Source organism: Natrinema halophilum (genome assembly GCF_013402815.2).
Lineage (GTDB): Archaea > Halobacteriota > Halobacteria > Halobacteriales > Natrialbaceae > Natrinema > Natrinema halophilum.
Genome location: NZ_CP058601.1, coordinates 2968961 through 2985072 on the forward strand (window position 1 = coordinate 2968961; position 16112 = coordinate 2985072).

General features: G+C 61.0%; 16 protein-coding genes. 9 read left to right on the plus strand and 7 right to left on the minus strand.

Annotated elements, in window-relative coordinates; all coding sequences use genetic code 11:
• Positions 1 to 103: 103 nt before the first annotated feature.
• Entirely contained in the window at positions 104 to 2032 is a 1929-nt protein-coding gene (locus tag HYG82_RS35060) for an acyl-CoA dehydrogenase family protein (RefSeq protein ID WP_179261911.1), read from the minus strand.
• Positions 2033 to 2271: 239 nt separating this feature from the next.
• A complete protein-coding gene (locus tag HYG82_RS35065; RefSeq protein ID WP_179261913.1) occupies positions 2272 to 2904 on the minus strand; it encodes an SWIM zinc finger family protein in 633 nt (210 codons plus the stop codon).
• 237 nt (positions 2905 to 3141) lie between these two features.
• On the opposite strand from HYG82_RS35065, the gene HYG82_RS44505 reads away from it, so the two are divergent.
• Entirely contained in the window at positions 3142 to 3561 is a 420-nt protein-coding gene (locus HYG82_RS44505) for a DUF7472 family protein (RefSeq protein ID WP_343233060.1), read from the plus strand.
• A gap of 43 nt (positions 3562 to 3604) precedes the next feature.
• The gene (locus HYG82_RS35075; protein WP_179261915.1) at positions 3605 to 3985 is read left to right on the plus strand and encodes a hypothetical protein; all 381 of its coding nucleotides are present in this window, start codon (positions 3605 to 3607) and stop codon (positions 3983 to 3985) included.
• A gap of 50 nt (positions 3986 to 4035) precedes the next feature.
• Here the strand turns inward: HYG82_RS35075 and priL are convergent, their stop codons facing one another.
• Positions 4036 to 5124 (minus strand): DNA primase regulatory subunit PriL, encoded by a 1089-nt coding sequence (gene priL / locus HYG82_RS35080; RefSeq protein ID WP_179261917.1) that lies wholly within the window; start codon positions 5122 to 5124, stop codon positions 4036 to 4038.
• A gap of 235 nt (positions 5125 to 5359) precedes the next feature.
• Here priL and HYG82_RS35085 point away from each other — a divergent pair, with 235 nt between their 5' ends.
• Together HYG82_RS35085 and HYG82_RS35090 are read left to right on the plus strand one after the other, a co-directional pair.
• Positions 5360 to 6229, plus strand: a complete 870-nt coding sequence (locus HYG82_RS35085) for an alpha/beta fold hydrolase (RefSeq protein ID WP_179261919.1) — start codon at positions 5360 to 5362, stop codon at positions 6227 to 6229.
• 611 nt (positions 6230 to 6840) lie between these two features.
• Positions 6841 to 8589, plus strand: coding sequence for a hypothetical protein (locus tag HYG82_RS35090; RefSeq protein ID WP_179261921.1), 1749 nt, complete (start codon positions 6841 to 6843; stop codon positions 8587 to 8589).
• A 99-nt stretch (positions 8590 to 8688) separates the two neighbouring features.
• Here the strand turns inward: HYG82_RS35090 and HYG82_RS35095 are convergent, their stop codons facing one another.
• Positions 8689 to 9006: a HalOD1 output domain-containing protein gene (locus HYG82_RS35095; RefSeq protein ID WP_179261923.1), complete on the minus strand. Its 318-nt coding sequence runs from the start codon at positions 9004 to 9006 to the stop codon at positions 8689 to 8691.
• 140 nt (positions 9007 to 9146) lie between these two features.
• Positions 9147 to 9890, minus strand: coding sequence for a DNA polymerase sliding clamp (locus HYG82_RS35100; protein ID WP_179264548.1), 744 nt, complete (start codon positions 9888 to 9890; stop codon positions 9147 to 9149).
• 182 nt (positions 9891 to 10072) lie between these two features.
• Between HYG82_RS35100 and HYG82_RS35105 the strand changes: the two genes are divergently transcribed.
• Positions 10073 to 11044, plus strand: a complete 972-nt coding sequence (locus HYG82_RS35105) for an asparaginase (protein ID WP_179264550.1) — start codon at positions 10073 to 10075, stop codon at positions 11042 to 11044.
• A 143-nt stretch (positions 11045 to 11187) separates the two neighbouring features.
• Here the strand turns inward: HYG82_RS35105 and HYG82_RS35110 are convergent, their stop codons facing one another.
• On the minus strand, positions 11188 to 12087 hold the full coding sequence (locus tag HYG82_RS35110) for a polysaccharide deacetylase family protein (RefSeq protein ID WP_179261925.1): 900 nt from the start codon (positions 12085 to 12087) through the stop codon (positions 11188 to 11190).
• Positions 12088 to 12193: 106 nt separating this feature from the next.
• Between HYG82_RS35110 and HYG82_RS35115 the strand changes: the two genes are divergently transcribed.
• From HYG82_RS35115 to HYG82_RS35125, 3 genes are all read left to right on the plus strand, one after another.
• The gene (locus tag HYG82_RS35115) at positions 12194 to 12406 is read left to right on the plus strand and encodes a hypothetical protein (RefSeq protein WP_235217706.1); all 213 of its coding nucleotides are present in this window, start codon (positions 12194 to 12196) and stop codon (positions 12404 to 12406) included.
• 83 nt (positions 12407 to 12489) lie between these two features.
• Entirely contained in the window at positions 12490 to 13743 is a 1254-nt protein-coding gene (locus HYG82_RS35120) for an RNA-guided endonuclease InsQ/TnpB family protein (protein ID WP_179261927.1), read from the plus strand.
• 185 nt (positions 13744 to 13928) lie between these two features.
• Positions 13929 to 14750 carry a 23S rRNA (uridine(2552)-2'-O)-methyltransferase gene (locus tag HYG82_RS35125; RefSeq protein ID WP_179261929.1) on the plus strand — a complete coding sequence of 274 codons (822 nt, stop codon included), beginning with the start codon at positions 13929 to 13931 and terminating at the stop codon, positions 14748 to 14750.
• Positions 14751 to 14762: 12 nt separating this feature from the next.
• Here HYG82_RS35125 and HYG82_RS35130 read toward each other — a convergent pair whose 3' ends face one another.
• Positions 14763 to 14939 (minus strand): ribbon-helix-helix protein, CopG family, encoded by a 177-nt coding sequence (locus tag HYG82_RS35130; protein WP_179261931.1) that lies wholly within the window; start codon positions 14937 to 14939, stop codon positions 14763 to 14765.
• Positions 14940 to 15391: 452 nt separating this feature from the next.
• Between HYG82_RS35130 and HYG82_RS35135 the strand changes: the two genes are divergently transcribed.
• Positions 15392 to 16030, plus strand: a complete 639-nt coding sequence (locus HYG82_RS35135; RefSeq protein WP_179261933.1) for a hypothetical protein — start codon at positions 15392 to 15394, stop codon at positions 16028 to 16030.
• Positions 16031 to 16112 lie beyond the last annotated feature (82 nt).

Here is a 16112-nt window from a genome sequence, read left to right on the forward strand (position 1 = left end):
TCCGACAGGGATCTCGATCGAGTACGGTCGAGACGATCCCGCTGCGGATCGTGTTCGCGGTTGAACCGGGGAAGGAGGGACGCCCAAACCGAATCGATCGCCCTCAGTCGTCGGCGGCCACGGTCTCCGAGATCGTGTCGGGATCGACCGGCGTGTGCTGGATGATCGGCTCGAACGTCTCGAGGACGGACCGGTCGCCGCCGGTGATGCCCCGAGCCTCGCGGCTTTCGAGTTCCGTCGTAACGAATCGCCGTGCGACGAGCGCGGTTCGCCCGTCGCCGTTCTCGAGATCGGTCTGTGCCTCTTCGAGCAAGAGCGCGGCCGTGAACACCTCAAAGACGTAGTGTGCGAGCCGCTTCGCCGAGAGCTGGGCGTAGTCGGGGTCCTCGCCCGCCAGCGTCACGAACGCTGCTGTTAGCTCCTCGTACTCCGCCGCAACCGTGTCGGCTGCATCTGCAAGCGCCGGATGCGTGACGGCCTCGAGTCGCGCTTCGATTGCCCCCATGAGCGGCTCGTGGGCGCCTTCCCGTTCTAGAGCGCGGAGGACGTCGAGCGAGAGGACGTTCTCGGTCCCTTCCCAGATCGGCAATACCTGCGCGTCCCGAAGCAGGCGATTGGTTACGAAGTCGTCGACGTACCCGTTTCCGCCCTGGATCTCCATGGCATAGGAGGTAGTGTCGACGGCCATCCTGCCCGTGCGAAGTTTGGCGATCGGAATCAACAGCCGCAGTAACTGGTAGTCGTCGTCCTCGTCGCCGGCTCCCTCGGAATCGTCGTTCCCGTCGGTTGTCTTCCGAGAGACGTTGCCCGATCCCTCGCGCCGTCGCGCTCGCTCACGTTCGGAAAACAGCCGGCCGACCTCGGAGACGTACGCGGTCGCAGCCTCGTAGTCGACGGTCATATCGACGAGATCCTCGCGCATCAGCGGGAACTCGTCGATCGTCTTGCCGAAGGCCTCGCGGGTCGCGGCCTGGACTTTGCTCTCCAGGAGCGCACGGCCCATGACCCCGCAGGAAGCGGCGGCGTTCGCGAGTCGCTCCAGATTTAGCATCTCGGTCATCTGTTCGAAGCCGCCCTCCTGCTCGCCGACGAGGAACGCCTTCGTGTCCTCGAATTCGACTTCGCCGGTCGGGACGGCGATCGTCCCGAGCTTGTCCTTCAGGCGTCGGTATAACTGCTCGTTCAGCGCGTCTCCCGGCGGTGGCCCGTCAAACGCTTTGCGATCGCCCTTGGTCAGGACACCCTCGTCGGGATCGCCGTGCGGGACGAGGAACATCGAGAGACCGTCGGTTCCCGCCGGAGCGTCTTCGGTTCGGGCGAGCGCGAGCGTTCCCTCGGCGTCGACGTTCGAACAGAACCACTTCTCGCCGGTGAGCCGCCAGCAATCGGCCTCATCGTCGTACCGAGCCATCGTTTCGTTCGCACCGACGTCGCTGCCGCCCTGCTCTTCCGTGAGGAACATCGCCCCCTCGATCAGCCCGTCGTAGTCACGGCTGACGAGTCCCCGATAGTAGGGCTCGAGGTCGCCGTCGGAGCGACGCGCTGACGTCGCGTTGCTCGCGGCGGTGCCGTCGTCGAAGCGCTCGAGGACGAGCGCCGCGCCGGCGGTCATCGCGATCGGGCAGCCGAACCCGGCGTCGGCGTAACACAGCAGGTGCAACATCGCGAGGAAGTGGCTGAACGGCATCGGCTCGTCGCGCCCGGGTGGGGCCTCGAACGCGTCGGCGATGATCCCCATCTCGTAGACCGTTCGATCGTTCTCGAGTTGTTCGGCCGGATAGCGGACGAAATTCTGCACATTGCCGTACTCGTCGTACGTCTCGAGTTCCGGCCCGTGGTCGTCGACGTAATCCGCGTTTTCCGCGACGGTATGCCCGATCAGCTCGCCGAACTCGGTGAGCTTCGGCTCGGCCCATTCGAACTCGTCGTCGTCGTAAACCCGGCGAAGCTCGCGCTGGAGCGTGCGATCGAGCGTCCAGTAGTTCACATGTCGTCCCCCGTCGAGTTCGCCGTAATCGATACCCGCTCCCATGGCACCTCTATCGATAGCAGCCACCAAGAAAGCGGGCGTTGTCAACGCCCGGTGCGTTGCAAGTCGTTTCGGCGCAGAGACGACGGCGGAGGCGACAGCCGGTTCGGCGGCTGCCGTCCTTCGAGTGCCTCACCGCGTCTTCGCGCGGCATTCTACCCGCAGGGCTTGAAACGTTCAGTCTCAAATCGCTCGGGTCTCTTGCTGCGGATCGTTCTGCTCCGCTTTTCCGTCCGGAGCCCTCACTCCGCTCGGACCTCTCGCTCGAGTCGTGTCCGCGGGAAGACGTAGACCTTCAGCGACGATGGGACGACGCCGTTTCGAGCGACTCGCGCGTGGGGATAGATCGCGCCGACGACCGGGACGTCCGGGTCGTAGTTCTCGTTCGTCGCGTATTCGGCGACGGTGGTGTCGGCCGCCCCGATCTCGACCGCGTCGGCTCGCAGTTCCGAGACGTCGACGACAGTGAGCCGGTCGCCGGTCTCGCGGTCGACGACGGTATCGCTCGGGAAGATTTCGTGATCCGCACAGTAGAAGGGCGCGTCCGCGTTCTCGTCGACGAACATCGTCTCATCGCAGTCGTGGCAGTCGGCTGCGATCTCGCCCGGCGGCGGAGTCCGGCCCTCCGTAATCTCGATCGCGACCCGGCGGATGTGCTTGCACCGGGCCTTGCGGAAAACGTGATCCGGACAGGTACATCGACCGCTCTCGAGATCGATGAGGTAGGTGTGGTCGCTTGCAGATTCGACCTCGTAGAGGCCGTCGCCGAGTGGCAACACCGACATCGGTTCGGTGCGCGCTCGGCGCGATCGCTCCGTGAGGTGATCGTTCGACGGTACTGGAAGCGGCGCTTTCGGTGACGCTGTTGTTTTCATGATGCGTCGAGGGTCGATTCGCTGGTCGGCTGGCTATTCGACGTGGATAGGAATCCCACGGTCATAACGGACGCGCTTGCACATTCAGGTACCCGGTTTATCAGCGGTATCGGAGACTTCTTCGGGGTCGTTCGAGAGAGCAATACTCTCTCGTGATCTGTTGAAACCGTTGGCTACGCTGACCTCGCGGAACTGGGCTCCGCTTAGTGACGAATGGCCGAAGGTCGTTCGAACCACGTGACCCCGAGGCGATCACACGACGTGCTCACTCCGGCGACCGAAGTCGGCGGCGTTCTCATCGACGTAGTGTCGCTGCACGGGAGAGTGCTCTCACAAGCTCCCGTCCGAGATCCCCTTCGAAGCGCTTTTTACCTGGCCGGCGAAACCGACCCGGTAATGCTCGATCGGGAACAGGTCCTCGAAATCGCCGCCTCCGTCGGTGCAGTCCTCGTGATGCTTGCAGCTATGGCCGTCGTCGGGTCCACCTACGGAACCGGCAGTAAGCTTACGCCCGAGGGCGGCTGGATACTCGTCTGGGTCATCGTCGGCTTTATCATTCTTCTCACCGTCATCGGAATCGGTCTGGCCTACGCGCTGAACGAACCGGAGGACGGCTTCGAGACCAACGGCGGGTCGAACGCCGGGGGAACGTTCTAACGGGCATCGGTACGGGTTTCACGTTGGCACCCTGACGATTTGTATGGTTCGTTCAGACGCCGGGTCCGATCCGCTGTACCGATCTGGACTTCGTCATCTCGTCGGTGCCGTCGTTCTGTTGGTGGTCGGTTCGTCGCTTGTCGTTTACGCGCCAGCCGCGGCTCCCGCCGCTACCGCAACCGGGTCGCTGGCGATACTGATAGGACTCGCGATCGCAGTCGCGACGCTGCGACAGGGTTCCCCGCCGGCGGGCGACGGCGGCGAAGACGACACGAACTCGAGCGTCTGGAACGCGATCCCGTCCGAGCAGTACGACGGTCGACACGCCGAATCCGGCGGGCTCACTCGAGATGAGCAAGAGCGCGCGCTGGAAGACATTCGCCAACAGGCCGACGGATTGTCCGACGATCCGTCGCGAAAGTAACGGCGCTCCAATCGTGCCCGACGGTCGGCATATCGTCGCAGCCAGCGCGGTCAGTCGCCGCTTGCGCGTTCGTTGTCGCTCTCGTCGGGTTGCTCCCGCCAGTCGTCGATTTCCTCGTCGTCGGCGTCGTCGATCCGCTCCTCGTAGTAGGCCATCGGGTGGGGGATTCGCTCGCAGAGATCGTCCTTGTTAACGCAGTCGCCGTAGGACTGCATCGTCGCGCAAGACGGCGGCGAATACTCCGTCGGCGAGGTTTCCCCGCGAATGTGGTCGGTCTGATACCGGGTCATCTCCTCACCGAACGACGAATTCACGCGGTAGAGTTCGACGATCTGGTCGGTCGTCATTCCGATGCTCGAGAGGAATGCGGTGATGGCAAACCGGGAGTGATGTGGGAGGTGTTCGCCCTTCTGGATCTGATCGAGGAGGGATTTCATACACGGCGGAAAGAGGTCCGGAACGACGGTGTCGATTTCGCGGGTCAACTCGAGATCCGCCAGCACCTCGCGGATCTGTGCGGCGTCGTCCTCGAGTACGGTCGCGATGGCGTCGGGGACTTCGAAGGGGAGGCCGTCCTCGATACGGGTTCGGATCGCTTCCCGGAGCAGGGTGAGCAGTTCGCCCTCGTCGACCGGTACCTCGCCCGCGTTCAGCGACCGATTGACGAGTCGCCACTCGTCGCCCCACAGATCTTCGGCCAGTGGCAGGTACGTTCCGACGCCGATCCGATGGCCAGAGGCCGTTTCGGCGACCGCTCCGTGTAGATCGAATTCGGCGAGCAGATCGCTCAGTTCCAGTCCCGCCGACTCGACGCTTTTCAGTTCGGTCGTGTCCGCCATGTCGGCGGTAAAGCGGTCGTAGGCCGTTTCGGCCTCGGCGCGGGCATACTTTCGGACGAGAACGCGTTCCTCGAGCATAGAAACGAGCACCCGTGCGACCGGGTACGAGAGCAACTCGATTCGAGCGTCGCGGTGTGGCTCTCCGGTGTCACCCTCCTCGAGCGCGGTAATAACGCGTTGACGGGCTCGGTCGACGACCGCCCGATCCTGCTCGACGACAGTCGCCAGATCGACCGCCTCCGTCGCGACGGACTCGCGAGCGGTCTCGAGAAACGGGTACCTGGCGTGGAGTCGCTGCATCGGTAATAGTGTTTTACCGAAACGGGATAAACGCGCCGGTTAGCACAATATTCCATTAAAGAGTCCGGTCGCGTCGCCGGATCGACGGGGGCGTTCGAATCCGGTTCCCTCCCCAAACCCGGGTGCCGCGACGGCGATAAAATCGTATTACCGGCACGAGAGAGGCGACTCCCCTCGGTCGCGTAACGCGGTTTCGAGGATCGATTTCAAGGGCGCTCGACACGTCATCCCGAGTATGCCACAGGCGACGAGAGACGGCGTGTCGATTTACTACGAGCGCGACGACAGCGACGGCGACGGCGAGGCACCCGTCGTCTTCGTTCAAGGGCTGGGATACGGCCGATGGATGTGGCGCTGGCAGCGCGAAGCGGTCGACTCCGGATACGACGTCATCGCCCCCGACAACCGGGGGACCGGCCGCTCCGACGTCGGACTCCCGCCGCTCGTTCCCCGACTGCCGAGGAAACTCCGCGCCCCCATCATCTTCAAGCTCGCTGGCTACTCGATCGGCGGCCTCGCGGCCGACCTCGAGGCCGTCCTCGACAACGCGGGCATCTACGACGCCCACATCGTCGGCGCGAGTATGGGTGGGATGATCGCCCAGCGATACGCGCTGGAATACTCTCGAACGAAGTCGCTGACGCTTTGCTGTACGAGCCACGGGGGGCCCGACGCAGCACCGGTGCCCGACGAAACGCAGGAACACATGTTCGACACGCCGAGTGGTGCAAGCGAGCGCGAGAAAATCCGCTATCGGATGCGCCCCGCGTTTAACGAACGGTTCACCAATCGGAACCCCCATCTGATGGACCAGATCGTCGAGTGGCGCCTCGAGCAAGACGCCGGGGACCCCGCTCGCGAGGCACAGGCCGCCGCCGTCCTGAACTTCGACGTCAGCGACCGCCTCGAACGTCTCCGCGTACCGACCCTGATCCTCCACGGAACGAACGACGAGGTGGTCCCCGTCGAAAACGCGAGGCTGCTCGAGGAGAAGATTCCGGACAGCCGTCTCGAAATCGTCGAGGGCGGTTCGCATCTCTTCTTTATCGAGGACGATACTACCGTGAACGACCACCTTTTGGCATTTCTCGACGAGCACGATTGACGACGAGCACGATTGACGGGGATTCGTGTTCGTCGCAACTCCGCCGACTGGAGAACGAAATCGCTACGCTCCCAGTAAGTAGTAGCGGAGTTTATTCGACCACAATAAGTCGAGAAACTCAAAGCCAGTACAGCCGCTGTATCTGTCACTCTCGTCTAGCTGATGGCGGTTCCTTCAGTCCGAAACGCAGCTAACTATCGCCCGTTCCCATCACAACCGGTGATATCCTCGCCTCGATGACTTTGGCGTATGCGCAGAGCTTTTCCAGCCAAGAACTCGCCCATCAAATGTAGTTGACAGTATCGGTCCGCGAGGGTGGTTCTGACAGCATCGGACCGCAAGGGTGGTTTGGGAGTAATAGTTTTGATATCGTATGTAAATACTTCAATCCGTTATATATGGGCTGCAGTGATAGAACGACATCAGCAATAAATAAATACGTACTAGATTAGTAAAACTGCCGTGTTATTCGGAATATGTTGTAATATGTGGTGGTTGCAAAACCGTATACTGTCTGTAACATTGGAGATTCTTGTGTATACTTATATTATGATATCTGGTCGGCACTTCTTGCGTGGTTCCCGGGTGGTTCCGGGGGGCGCAGAGAAACTATGTCAAAAGAGACAAAACCGACTATCGATCGACGCAACGTTCTCGCGGGTATCGGCACGACCGGCGCCGGGCTTGCACTCGGCGCGAACAGTGTGATTGCAGGAGAGAAGAATACCGATCACGAACACGAGTACGACGTTCCGGTGGCGATCGACTGGCAGGAGGCGGTCATTACCGGAAAGGGCTGGAAGCAACTCGAGGCATTCCCGGACGAGGACAACGACCGGGTGCAGGACGACGACATCGATTACTGCGACGGAGGTCTGACGAACGATGCCCTCGTCGATGTCGAGGATCCGCTCAGCGATGATCTGCGGACGAACGACGACGACACCGAACGGGGAGATCCGCTGATAAATTTCCACGGCATCAAGCCGGGTTACGGCGGTGAGGTAACGCTCAGCTATCATATCTGTGACGAGCCCGGGAAGCTCACGCTCATAGCGGACGACGTCTCGGTCGACAAGAAACTCGCCCACCTCGCCCGGGCGCGCGTCTGGTACGACGAGTTCGGCGGGATGAAACCACCGAACGGCGGGAACAACGGCACTTACATGCCGGTCACCGGTCCGGTGACCGAGGCGACGCCGAGGATCGACGATATCATCGTCACGGGTGACGATCCGCGGTTCGGAGGCGCTCGAAACTACGACTGCGACGACTACGAGGATCGACTCGACCGGTTCGAAGACGGTGATCTCGAGGGATCTGAAGTGTTCGGCTCGGACTTCGAGGCCGGTGATATCGCAGAGGGATGTGCCACGATCACTGTCGACAGCCGGACCAGCGGGAGCGTCACACTTTCGTCGGACGGTCCCGTTATGATCGTCAGCGTCAAGGGCGGCAACGAAGGTGAGCAGGTCTACGTCTTCGATGAACCCGTCATACTCGACGGTGCCACCTTCTCGACGCCTACCGGTCAGGGTATCAGTAACATCGACGTCTGTTGCGCCGAGAACGGCGACAACGGCAACGGCCACGACAATCGGGGAGACAACGTCTATCAAGAGTACGAGCCGATCATCGTCCAGGGATCGCTCAAAAAAGTACTCCACAGACTCGAGAAGGGCGTCCACATCTCGGGCGATCCGTACGTCGCCGGCCCCTTCGACCGGGACGGTATCCACTACTACGGGTACCCGCGCGTCAACACGAGCGACTGCGAGGTCGCTTCGGCCGACGAGTACGTCCCACAGTGGATCACGGTGGAAAACATCGAAGAGTTCGTCGACGGGAAGAAGGTCGAGAAGATCGTCGACAGCGAGAACGTCGACGACCTCGGCGACTGTATTTCCCACCTCGGCGACGGCGTCGAGTTGTGCATCGACGGCGTCGGCCACGTGGCGATGAACGAGGACAAGCCCCTTCCCGACCTCTGCATCGAGGTCACGAAGATTATCACAGGTAAGAAGGGCAAACCGGTCGGCTTCGAGTGGAAGAGTAACCTGCCGATCTGCCGGATCGAGATTGCCAGCGGTAACCGGACGAAATTGAACGTCTTCGACCGTGCTCGAAAAGGTACCGCACTGGCACCGTTCTACGACGATACCGGTGACAATCACGGTCGGCGGCGTCCGATGACCGGCGTCCGCTTCGGCGTCTGCAGTGATCACGACGAGGACGATTGGTGCATCGAGAACTCTAACACCGGGTACATCGGCTTCGAGTGGTGGATCCCCAGGCATGTCGGTCTCAAAGAGAAAGGGAGTATCCAAGCCAACCTGGACTTCGTCGGGAAGTCCTGCTAACTCTCAGGGTATGGACTCAGTCACCACCGACAACGCGGGCGACACGATCCGTGCGGTCAGAGTGTCCCCTGTCCGCCCGAACAATATTCGTATACCCAACTACCGTGACCGGTCTACAGTCGCATCTCGAACCCGGATCTCTCCGCCACTTCGAACGCCGACGTCGACCCCTTCGTAGGGAAACCACACCTGGTGAGTCCCGGAATCGGTCAGTTGAGCGTTCTCAATTAGGGAATCGAGCGCATCCGGGTCGACGTGCTCGTACAGCGGTCGCAGGTTGCCGGGATCCTCCCCGAGAACGGCGGCAACCGCGGTGACGACGGCTTCGCTCGCTCGTTCGTCGGCGGGGTCGAACGTCGCGATGCATCTGACTGGCTGCGATTCCGTTTCGTCCGTCGAATCGTTCGTGGAGGGCACGAACGACGGTACGAAGGGCGGCCCGGTAGCCCCTTTCCTGCTCATGTCCTCTTTTTAAGCCATCCGAACCGACGGATATCTCGAGAGAACGCGGTTGCAGCCGAGCAGAACTACCGACAATGGAGAGCGTCTTCGACCCGTCAGTCGCTCTGGATTCGCGGTGCGAGCATGTAGGTAACCTGTCCCTGCCCCTCCGCGAAGCCGAAGTAGATTTTGACGGGGAACTCCTCGCCGAGATCGAGCGTAACCTCGGTATCCGAGGGGATCGCCTTGTTCATGTCTTTGAGGTAATCGAGCGAGAACAGCGAGTGTGCGGGACCGACCTGCAGATCGATCAGGTCCGTTTCCGTTAGTTCGAGGTGGACGTCGTCGGTGTCGCCCTCCGCGTCGACGTAGAAATACTCCTCGTTCTCGTCGACGCCGAGTGCGATGTGGTCGGACACCATGTCAGCGGCCGTCACCGACCGGTTGACGTCTTTCCCCTCGAGAATGACCTCTGCGGGAAGATCGAGGTCCGGAATGTCCGGCTCCTGGCGGATCGAATCGGGGTCGATGAGCGCGAGCGTGTACTCGAGTCCGTCGATCTGGATGTGGAGTTTCCGTGTCTCTTCGTCGAGTTCGATCTGGATGAGCTGGCCGGATTCGGCCATGCCAGCGATGTCTTCCAGTCGCGAGAGGTCGACGCCGATCAGCCCGCCGTCAGCTTCGTAGGACTCGAACGCAGCCGAATCGAGCGAGAGGTCGACCATCCCGACGTTCGCGGGGTCGACGGCCCGGATTTCGAGGCCGTCCTCCTCGAGGTGGATTTTGCACTCGTCGACCAGCACGCTCACCGAGTCGAGCGCGCTGGTGAGCGTTTCGGCGCTCACGATGGCCTTGAACATATAGGTCGCCGTACGAACGGTTGCCATAAAAAGGCACCCTTTACGCACGGCCGCGGCTCGTTCGGTGGTGCCGACCGACACGATCGGACGCGTTCCGTTCCGGAAACGGCATCGACCGCGTTTTACCCCCGGAAGGCTGCGGTGTTTTGAGGATGCCGACGGTAGGTTCCTGTACGAACGCCATGCACGTAACCGTACTCAGCACGGGTGGCACGATCGCCAGTACCGACGGCGACGATGGTGCGTCTCCGACCAAACGGGGCAGCGAACTCGTCGGCGCGGTCCCGGCGCTGGAAGCGTACGCCGACGTCGACGTCGACCAGGTCGCGCAGGTGCCGAGCTTCGAGATGGACGCCGAGACGCTCGAGTCGATCGGCGAACGAGTCCGCGAACTCGACGGGAACCACGGGGTCGACGCGGTGGTCATCACCCACGGCACGGATACGATGGAAGAAACCGCATACTATCTCGACGCCGCGATCCAGCCCGAGATACCGGTTTTCGTGACCGGCGCACAACGCCGTCCGGACGAGTACAGTCCGGACGGTCCGTCGAACCTTCTCACGGCGTTTCGAGCCGCCGACGCGTTCTCCGCTCACGACGGCAGCGGCGTTTTCGTGGCGTTCAACGAGGCGGTTCACGCCGCGCGTCACGTCACGAAGACCCACACCTCGAAGCTCGAGGCGTTTCGTTCCGTCGGCCCGGGCCCCGTCGCCACCGTCGATCGGACCGGCGTCGCGCTCCACCGGCCGCCTGAGGGAGAATCGGACCACGTCTCGAACGCCTCGTTGGAGGCGGACGTCTACACGATCAAGAGCGGGAGTGCCGTCACGGGCGATCTGATCGATGCGGCCGTAGAGCGAGGCGCGGACGGACTCGTCGTCGAAGGAACGGGTCTCGGGAACGTGACGACCGGAATCGGAACCGGCGTCCGAGACGCCATCGATCAGGGGGTTCCAGTCGTGATCACGTCTCGCTGTCTCGAGGGTCGACTTGCACCCGTCTACGGCGGCGTCGGCGGCGGCGAAACGTTGCGGGAGCACGGGGTGATCTTCGCGAGCGATTTGCCGGCCCAGAAAGCTCGTATCAAACTGATGCTGGCGCTCGCCGCATACGATACAGCCGAAGAGATTCGGCAGGTGTTTGCCGGCTGACCAGACGGTATCATAGTAGTCGTTGAACGTCATTGCACACCCCGCTCGCGAATTCGGGGCCAGCGAGCACTCGCTGGCCGCAGTCGGTCGAGCGGTGGGTAAATCGTTTCAACGACTACTATAGAAAACAAATGGGCGGTCGCTCAAACGTAGTCGCCCTCGCTCTCGTAGACTGCTGGATCGTCATCGTACTTCCGAGCGATCGTTTCCAGCGTCTCGAATTCGGCGTCCTCGTGGCTCTCGACGTACTGGATAAACTCCTCGAGGTGGGAGATCATGTGTGGAAGTCCGTGGAGGTCCGGATGGATGGTGAACGTGTACACGCCCGCGCCCCGCCGATCGTAGAGAAAGTCGAACTGCCGTCTGTAGTACTGGTCGTACATCATCTTCGGGTCCTTGTATCCGGCGTGGTAGAGCGGCTGTTTGATGAACAACATCGGCGGGATGTCGTCACGGTACCAGCTGATCGGAATCTCGATCACGTCGGTCTCCTCGCCGTACTCGTACGGTTCCATCCACGTCTCGGGGTCCTGATCGTACTGGATCGGCGTCCAGTCGTCCCCCTTGCGCATCCGGCCGGGTTCGAACGCACGTTCCATCAGACTACTGTCGTAGAGAAAGCCGTGCTGCTCGACTAGTTCGGGCGTATTTTCGCTAAACTCCCACCAGCTCGCACGGTGGCCGACCGGCTCTTCTCCGGTTACGTCTTCGATCAAGTCGATCGAAACCTGCAGTATCTCGTTTTCCTGCTCGCGCGAGAGATCGGTGGGATTCTCGTGTGAGTACCCGTGGACGCCGAGTTCGTGTCCAGCGGCCGCGACCTCCTCGACCTCGTCGCGGAACGTATCGATCGTGTGCCCCGGCACGTACCACGAGGTCGTCACGTCCTGATCCTCGAAGAGCTGCAACAGGCGAGGAATCCCTTCGTTCCCCGCGGAGAGTCCGCGCGACAGGTCCGCGGGCGAGTCCGAACCGCCGTACGAGCCTAACCAGCCGGCGACGCAGTCCGCATCGACACCTATTGCCACGTCAATTTCTCCCATGATAACACCGGTCTGGCCTACGACCGGGAACCCAATAGAGGCCCCTTCTCGCGGAGATAGTTTCCTATTCGAACGATTGATGAAAATAACGCGAGGCGGACGGTGTATGGATCTGATGCTATTCTCTGAAGGTCACCGAGACACGGACGAGCTCGTCGAATCGATTCGAGACAGGCTGATCGACGCGACATCGACGCGGCGTTCTACCGATCGGGAGGTGATCGGACTGACTCGCGTCGGGCCGACGGAACCCGCTCTCACAGAAATTCAAGGAGGAAGCCCGCGACTTCAGTCGTGGGAGGAATCCGACAAGCATTGAATCAAACCACGAGCGATAGCATTCCGACTCCCCAACGCCAGCCGCAGATTACATAAAACAGGGTCCTATATGTGAATTTACAGATGGAGGTCAAACGAACCATTCCAGTCAAACTCTCGGTTCCAGACGACCGAGCAGACGACCTCCATCAGACTATCGAGCAGTTCAACCACGCCTGCAACTACACCGTCCAGAACGCCAGGAACGACGACGGCTACCTCATCCTCAATAAGTCTACCATACACGACAAAGTGTATCACGACTTGCGAGACGAAACTGACCTGCCCGCGAACCTCTGCGTTCGGGCGTACTCGAAAGCCGTCGAAGCGATGAAATCCACCGTTGCAGACTGGGAGAAGGGCAACAGCCGCCCACTCCCCCGATTCAGCGAACCGTCCGCAGTCTACGACAAACGGACGTTGACCATCAGGGACAGGTCGGCTACCCTCTCCACGATCAACGGCAGGGTCGCTGTGGACTACGTTCTCGGAGACTACCAGAAATCCTATCTCGATGATGACGACTACGAAACACGGATGGGAACACTCCACTACCGGGAAGACGAGGATGCGTTCCACCTCCACATCGTCATCAAGAAAGAGGTCGATGAACGTGACGGTGACAAGGTACTTGGCGTGGATTTGAACCTGAAGAACGTCGCCGTGACGAGTACGGGGTCGTTCTACGACGGTGGTGAACTACTGTGGGGGCAGAATCACTACTTCCGCGTGCGTCGAAGCCTTCAGCACAAAGGCACTCGCTCCGCAAAGCAGGTACTCCGGCGATTGTCGGGGCGAGAAAACCGCTTCGTGCTGAATCGCCTGCACACGATTTCCCGACGCATCGTGGAGGAAGCCGTCACCCACGGTTGTTCGTACATTGCCGTCGAACGCTTGACCCACATCCGCGAGCAGATGGACAACAGGAACGATCAAGTGAAGCGGCAGATGCACAACTGGGCGTTCCGCGAACTTCAAGAACAAATCGCGTACAAGGCCGCCGAGTACGGCATCCGTGTCGAGAAGATTCCACCCGCGTTTACGAGTCAGACGTGCTCGAAGTGCGGGCATCAGTCCAGTACGAATCGTAACTCAGACGGGTGGTTCGAGTGCAACGAGTGTGGGTACTCGGTTGACGGCGACTACAACGCCGCGAAGAACATCGGTCTGAAACTGCTAACGTTACCAGAGGGCAAACGCCCCTCTGGGTTGGGCGACGGTCATCTCGCCCTCAAGTCCGGGATGGTGAACGGGAATGGCGATTACACCGCCTCCGACATTTCGTCGGCAGACCGGGAGTCCACGGACAAGCCCACGACTTCAGTCGTGGGTCGATGACAGTTCGGTTTCCGCCGGATGAAGAAAACCCCGTAGCGGACTTGTATCGTGTCTTCCGATTGAGCATCGTACCGATGCGGACCATCCGATGTGCCTTTCCGGGTCGACCACGTCTCAGTTGATATGAACGCGAATTCGCAGGCAGTCCCCATCCGGAACATATCAATGAATTTGGTGGGGTACGCATGACGGGTCGAGACCACTACTACAACAAAGCGAAACAGGAGGGCTATCGCTCTCGAGCGGCCTACAAGCTCAAACAGCTCGACGACCTCGAGAACGTCATTTCACGCGGCGATACCGTCGTCGACCTGGGTGCGGCCCCCGGCGGCTGGCTCGAAGTCGCCGCCGAAGAAGTCGGCCCGCAGGGGAACGTGATCGGCGTCGATTTCCAGCGGATCAAAGATTTCGAGGATCACGACAACGTCGAGACGCTCCGCGGGGACATGACCGAGGAGAAGACGCGAGACCGGGTTATCGACGCGGCGGGCGGCTCTGCCGATCGGGCGGGTGCTGCCGATTCGGAGCGAGCAGGCGGGCCCGTGGACGTCGTCCTCTCCGACATGGCGCCAAACATGTCCGGCGAGTATTCGCTCGATCAGGCCCGTTCGCTCCACCTTGCACGGCAGGCCTTCGAGACCGCACTCGAACTCCTCGACAGCGGTGGCGACTTCGTCGTGAAGGTCTTCGAAGGGCCGGACGTCGACGACTTCCGGGCCGACGTCGAAGCGGAGTTCCAGTACGTCCGGGCTACCTCGCCGAAGGCTAGCCGCGACGAATCGTCCGAGGTCTACTTCATCGGGAAGGGCCGGCTCACCGCCTCGGTGCGGCCAGGCGACGAACTCGAGGTCGAGATTATCGACGTGGGTGGCGAAGGGGACGGCATCGCCTCGGTCGACGGCTACCGGCTGTTCGTCCCGGACACCGAAGAAGGCGAGATCGTCACCGTTCGCGTCGAGGACGTCAAGCCGAACTTCGGGTTCGCACGGCGACTCGACGGGAAGTGAGCCACCGAGTGGTTACCCGTCGCTCTCGAGGCGATCGTGACGCTCGTCGATCTCGTCCAATATATCCAGGGTTTTGCGGATCGACGCACGGATCGCATCGCTGCGATTGACGAACTTTCCGTCGTCCCCGACGTGGTCGTCCAGATCATCGAGGAGTTCCTGCGGGATTTCGACGCTAATCTTGGGCATCAGTCTGGGTGCTCGTTCGCATGCGCCTCCCTTAAGCCGTCGGCTCGAGGCGCATCACGCCCCCGCCCGATGCACGGGGCTCTCTATAGTAGTCGCTGAACGTCATTGCACACCCCGCTCGCGAATTCGCGGCCAGCGAGTACGCGCTGGCCACAGCAGCGCAAGCGGTGGGGACATCGTTTCAACGACTACTATAGCAGCTACTTCGATTCGGGGAGCTGTTCCCGGACCAGGGCAGTCGAGGGTTCGTTCGGTGCGGGACACCTCGAGTGCGTGGCCGATCACGGTGAGTGTGTAGGTTGTGCTGGTGTCACGGACCCGTACGGGAGAGGTCGCGGGGCGTAGTCGACGGCTAATTCGCGGGAACAGAACGGAATGCGACGGACCACGGCTTCTTTCTCTATAAGCAATATCTGAAGTATACTTATTATCCTTTGATTGAATACCCAAGTATGTATCATCCGACACCCTATCACTGGCAAACCGACGACGGTCTCACGCACGTATTCTACGACAACCACGTGCCTCCGGACACCGGATTCGGCTGGTCGAGTCTCTGTGATGCGATACGGGTCCCGATCGAAGGTGAGCACTTCGAGTTACGCGAAGATGTGACGGCAGACGACATCACGTGTGGCCATTGTCTGAACCGACTCGACCGGCCATCGACTGATTTTGACGGTGATTCTATCGGGTGCGTAAACGGCTGCCTGGTTCTATTCGACAGGGACCAAGACGGCGTGATCGTTCGAGCCGAGTCGGTTTGTCGAACCGTGTTACACCATTCGATGCCGTTCGAGCCGGAGTCATTCACCGGGAATCTGAAAGACCAGTGCGAAGACGTCTGTCGCGAGTGCTGGGGGACGTACGTCGATCATCAGTGGACCGACGACGACGAGGGGGCGGAGTTACGTATCGACGTCTCGGGGGACGACGAACGCTCGGAGTACTTCGCGGCGAGTGCCGAACCGATCCAGGGTGATGACGGGGCGATACTGCAGTTGCAGAGTGAGAATGGGCTCGAGACGGAGATCGATCGCGAAGCGATCGAGTCGATCACGCTAACGCCGATGTGGGACATCGTCTACTGAAACCGCGAGCGTTGCTGACGACAACCGATCTACGGGATCTCTCTTTTGACGGCAATGTGGGAGAACGCGGTGATCGTGCTGT

Coding starts and splice junctions, on each gene's coding strand:
- HYG82_RS35060 (WP_179261911.1), bottom strand. CDS start 2,032: ATGGGAGCGGGTATCGATTACGGCGAACTCGACGGGGGACGACATGTG.
- HYG82_RS35065 (WP_179261913.1), bottom strand. CDS start 2,904: ATGAAAACAACAGCGTCACCGAAAGCGCCGCTTCCAGTACCGTCGAAC.
- HYG82_RS35075 (WP_179261915.1), top strand. CDS start 3,605: ATGGTTCGTTCAGACGCCGGGTCCGATCCGCTGTACCGATCTGGACTT.
- priL (WP_179261917.1), bottom strand. CDS start 5,124: ATGCAGCGACTCCACGCCAGGTACCCGTTTCTCGAGACCGCTCGCGAG.
- HYG82_RS35085 (WP_179261919.1), top strand. CDS start 5,360: ATGCCACAGGCGACGAGAGACGGCGTGTCGATTTACTACGAGCGCGAC.
- HYG82_RS35090 (WP_179261921.1), top strand. CDS start 6,841: ATGTCAAAAGAGACAAAACCGACTATCGATCGACGCAACGTTCTCGCG.
- HYG82_RS35100 (WP_179264548.1), bottom strand. CDS start 9,890: ATGTTCAAGGCCATCGTGAGCGCCGAAACGCTCACCAGCGCGCTCGAC.
- HYG82_RS35105 (WP_179264550.1), top strand. CDS start 10,073: ATGCACGTAACCGTACTCAGCACGGGTGGCACGATCGCCAGTACCGAC.
- HYG82_RS35110 (WP_179261925.1), bottom strand. CDS start 12,087: ATGGGAGAAATTGACGTGGCAATAGGTGTCGATGCGGACTGCGTCGCC.
- HYG82_RS35115 (WP_235217706.1), top strand. CDS start 12,194: ATGGATCTGATGCTATTCTCTGAAGGTCACCGAGACACGGACGAGCTC.
- HYG82_RS35120 (WP_179261927.1), top strand. CDS start 12,490: ATGGAGGTCAAACGAACCATTCCAGTCAAACTCTCGGTTCCAGACGAC.
- HYG82_RS35125 (WP_179261929.1), top strand. CDS start 13,929: ATGACGGGTCGAGACCACTACTACAACAAAGCGAAACAGGAGGGCTAT.
- HYG82_RS35130 (WP_179261931.1), bottom strand. CDS start 14,939: ATGCCCAAGATTAGCGTCGAAATCCCGCAGGAACTCCTCGATGATCTG.
- HYG82_RS35135 (WP_179261933.1), top strand. CDS start 15,392: ATGTATCATCCGACACCCTATCACTGGCAAACCGACGACGGTCTCACG.